This window comes from Nonomuraea sp. NPDC003201, assembly GCF_053590415.1.
Window position 1 is genome coordinate 1 of the sequence record NZ_JBSFTC010000563.1, and the last position, 3,973, is coordinate 3,973.

Here is a 3,973-nt window from a genome sequence, read left to right on the forward strand (position 1 = left end):
GCCGTTGGCCCCCGGCCGGACCAGGTCGAGGGGGCCGCCCGCGGCCGGGGCGACGACCGGCACGCCGGAGGCGAGGGCCTCCTGGACGGCCTGGCAGAAGGTCTCGTTGCTGCCGGTGTGGACGAACACGTCCAGGGAGGCGAGGACGCGGGCCAGGTCGGGGCCGGTGCGCAGGCCGAAGAACTCCGCCCCGGGCAGCAGCCCGCGCAGCCGCCGCTCCATGGGACCCGTCCCCACGACGGCCAGCCGTACCCCGGGGACGTCGGCGAGCGCGGCGAGCAGCTGAGGCTGTTTCTCGGCGGCCAGGCGACCGGCGTATCCGACGATGGTCTGGCCGTCCGGGGCGAGCCGGCGGCGCAGCTCCTCGCTGCGGTGCCGGGGATGGAACAGGTCGAGGTCGACGCCGCGGCCCCACAACGACAGGCTGGGTATGCCGTGGCCGGCCAGCTCGCGCAGGGTCGGCGTGGAGGGGGCGAGGGTGCGGGTGGCGTGCCGGTGCACCCGCCGCAGCCACGACCAGATGACCGGATCGCCGCGGACGCCGTACTGGCGGGCGAATCCGGCCAGGTCGGTCTGGAACACGGCCACGGTGGGCAGGCCGAGCCGCCGGGCCGCGGCCATCCCGGCCGCGCCCAGCAGGGCGGGGGAGGCGAGATGGACGACGTCGGGCTTGAAGCCGGCGAGCTTACGGGACAGGCGCATGCCGGGCAGGCCCACCGTGACGGAGCGGTAGAACGGCAGGGCGAGGCTGCGGACCGGGTGGACCGGGAAGCCCGCGTAGGACGGGGGAGCGGGGGCCGGGGCGACCACCATGGCGTCGTGCCCGGTGGCGGCCAGGTGGTCAAGAACGCGGCAGACCGAGTTGGTGACCCCGTTGACCTGGGGCAGGAACGACTCGGCCACAATGGCGACCCTCATGTGATGTTTCATCCCGGTTGGGGGCGACATCCGGTTCACCGGGAGTCGCCCGTACGGCGAATTTCTCGTGCCAGATCTCCTGGGCGACGAGCCTCGCGAAGGCGGGCAGGAAGTCGCGGGACCGCCGGACCAGCCAGGCGGTGCCCGCGGTGGCCAGCCAGAAGGCGCTGGCCCAGGCGGTCGGCTCGGCGTTCGCGGGCTCCGGGTCCGGCAGCCGCGCGGGGACGCCGTGCTCGCGCAGTTCGGCGGCGAAGAGCCGGGCCAGGTGGCGGTGCCCGCGTTCGCTGGGGTGCAGGCGGTCGGCGCCCCACATGCGCCGCTCGTACAGGGCGGGTTGCCGGGCGAGGTCGAGGTGGATGGTTCCGTGGCGGTGCGCGAGGTCGGTCACGATCGTGTTGACCACGTGGACGCGCCGGGCGAGGGGGCGGCGCAGCAGCTCCGGGATCCGCAGCATGAGGCCGGGGTCGGGCAGGGTGGCGGTGAGCACGGTGACCTGGTCCGCGCGCAGCCGGGTGATCAGGCGTTCCAGGTCCGCGTGGATCTGGCGGGGGGCGAAGTCGCCGCGCAGGGTGTCGTTCACGCCGACGAGCACGGTGGCGAGGGACGGGCGCAGGGCCAGCGCCCGGGGGAGCTGGTCGCGTACGACGTCGGCGACGCGGGCGCCGCAGACGGCGAGGTTGCTGAGCTCGGCGGGCGCCAGCGCCTCGGCCAGGAGCCCGGCCCAGCCGCGCCCCGGCACCGGGTCGCCCAGTCCGACCGTGACCGAGTCGCCCAGGGAGACCATCCGCGTCATCGCGGCCTCGCGGGCGTGCGGATCAGGCCGTGCGCGGCCAGGAAGCCGCGGACCGCGGCGGGCCAGCCGTACCGCTCGGCCCTGGCCCGGGCCCGCTCCCGGCGCGCGGGGTCGGACAGCAGCTCCTCGATCGCGCGGGCGTAGGCCGCCGGGTCGTCGGCCACCGCCGCCCCCGCCGGGCCGATGACCTCGGGCAGGGCGCTGTCGCGCGTGGCCACGACCGGGGTGCCACTGGCCAGCGCCTCCAGCGCCGCCAGGCCGAACGTCTCCACCGGGCCGGGGGCCAGGGCCACGTCCGCGGTCGCGAGCAGCGCCGCCAGCGCGTCCCGGTCGGCGAGGTGGCCGAGGAAGCGGACCGGCAGCCCGTCCGCCAGCCGGGTGAGCCTGGATCGCAGCGGCCCGTCGCCGGCGACCGCGAGCACGGCCGGGACACCCCTGCGGCGCAGCTCGGCGAGGGCGCGGATGGAGCGGTCGGGCCGCTTCTCGGGGGACAGGCGGCCGCAGTGCACCAGCAGCGCCTCGCCCCGCGCGGCCAGGCGGGAGCGCAGGCCGGGGTCGAAGCGCTCGGGGGAGAACGTGGCGAGGTCCACCCCGAGCGGCACCCGGACCAGGTTCGGCACGCCCAGCCTGGCGAACTCGGCCGCGGCCCAGGCCGTCGTGCACACCACGGTGTCGAACCGGGCCGCGGTGGCGCGGTTGACGGGGTCGGCCAGCCGGCCGAGGGGACCGTACAGGCGCAGCAGCGCCGACAGGCTCTCGTGCGAGACCATGACCGAGCGGACGCCCGCGGCCCTGGCCCAGGGGCCGAGCCAGCGCAGGGTGGTGCGGTCCGACACCTCGATCCGGTCGGGTGCCAGCTCCTCCAGGAGGCGTCTCAGCGTGCCGCGGGCGGCGATGACCCGGTAGCCGCCGAGACCGGGGACCACCGGGCCCGGCAGGGTGATGACCCGTCCGGCCGGGGTCCGCTCGTCGCGGGCCGCCGCGCCGGGGACGACCAGGACGGGCTCGTGTCCCGCCGCCGCGTAGCCGGCGCCGAGCTCATGAAGGGCGGTACGCAGCCCACCCGACGTGGGAGTGACGAAGTTCGCTAACCGAACGATACGCACGTCTGGATGATGGCCGGACATATGTCCTAATCGGCTAATTAACCATGAACCACTCTGAAACCCTCCTTAGCCGGTATTTGGCGGTGCCGGGGGTATGCGTGTTGGCCGACATGAGTTCACGGCCGGTTCATCGCCCCGGTCTACCGTTCTTGTGACGTCGAGACGATGGGGAAACCCTCATGGAGCATGTGACGTTCCTGGTCGTCGTGGTGATCATCACGGCGCTGGTGTTCGACTTCACGAACGGCTTCCACGACACGGCCAACGCGATGGCCACCTCGATCGCGACCGGCGCGCTGCGGCCGAAGGTGGCGGTGGCGATCTCGGGCGTGCTGAACGTGGTGGGCGCGTTCCTGTCGGTCGAGGTGGCCAAGACGATCTCGGGCGGGATCGTGGACGACACCCTGGTGACCCCGCCGATGATCTTCGCGGGGCTGATCGGCGCGATCCTGTGGAACCTGCTCACCTGGCTCCTGGGGCTGCCCTCCAGCTCCTCGCACGCGCTGTTCGGAGGGCTCATCGGCGCGGTGTGGGTGGGCGCCGGCATGCAGGGCGTGAACTTCGGCACGGTGGTGCAGAAGATCCTCATCCCGGCGGTGGCCTCGCCGCTGATCGCCGGGTTCGTCGCGATGACCGCCACCTTCCTGGCGTACTCGCTCACCGCCAGGGCCCGGCACGAGTCGGTGACGGGCACGTTCCGGTTCGGGCAGATCGTCTCGGCCTCGCTGGTGTCGCTGGCGCACGGCACCAACGACGCCCAGAAGACCATGGGCGTCATCACGCTCACGCTGATCTCGTCCGGGGCGCTGGCCTCCGGCTCGAACCCGCCGCTGTGGGTGATCGCCACCGCCGGGCTGGCCATCGGGCTGGGCACGTACCTCGGGGGCTGGCGGATCATCCGCACCATGGGCAAGGGCCTCACCGAGATCGAGTCGCCGCAGGGCTTCGCCGCCGAGGCGAGCGCCACCACGGTCATCCTCGCCTCCTCGCACCTGGGGTTCGCGCTGTCGACCACGCAGGTGGTGTCCGGCGCGATCCTCGGCACCGGGCTGGGCCGCCGGCTGGCCAAGGTGCGCTGGAGCGTGGCGGGCCGGATGGCGCTGGCCTGGCTGCTGACCCTGCCGTCCGCCGCCGCGGTGGGCGCGGTCGTTGCGGC

The 3,973-nt window shown here is 74.2% G+C and carries 4 protein-coding genes; 1 reads left to right on the forward strand and 3 read right to left on the reverse strand.

The annotated features are described in order from the left end of the window. From ACWDX9_RS60680 to ACWDX9_RS60690, 3 genes are all read right to left on the reverse strand, one after another. The coding region (locus ACWDX9_RS60680) for a glycosyltransferase family 4 protein (protein ID WP_449973014.1) at window positions 1–918 on the reverse strand (918 nt) is incomplete at its 3' end. Further along, window positions 842–1,711 (reverse strand): SGNH/GDSL hydrolase family protein, encoded by an 870-nt coding sequence (locus ACWDX9_RS60685; protein ID WP_449973015.1) that lies wholly within the window; start codon window positions 1,709–1,711, stop codon window positions 842–844. The genes ACWDX9_RS60680 and ACWDX9_RS60685, both read right to left, overlap by 77 nt. After that, window positions 1,708–2,817 (reverse strand): glycosyltransferase, encoded by a 1,110-nt coding sequence (locus ACWDX9_RS60690; protein ID WP_449973016.1) that lies wholly within the window; start codon window positions 2,815–2,817, stop codon window positions 1,708–1,710. The genes ACWDX9_RS60685 and ACWDX9_RS60690 overlap by 4 nt, the downstream gene beginning before the upstream one ends. 179 nt (window positions 2,818–2,996) lie before the next feature. Between ACWDX9_RS60690 and ACWDX9_RS60695 the strand changes: the two genes are divergently transcribed. Beyond that, a partial coding sequence (locus tag ACWDX9_RS60695; protein ID WP_449973017.1) for an anion permease occupies window positions 2,997–3,973 on the forward strand: 977 nt, incomplete at its 3' end.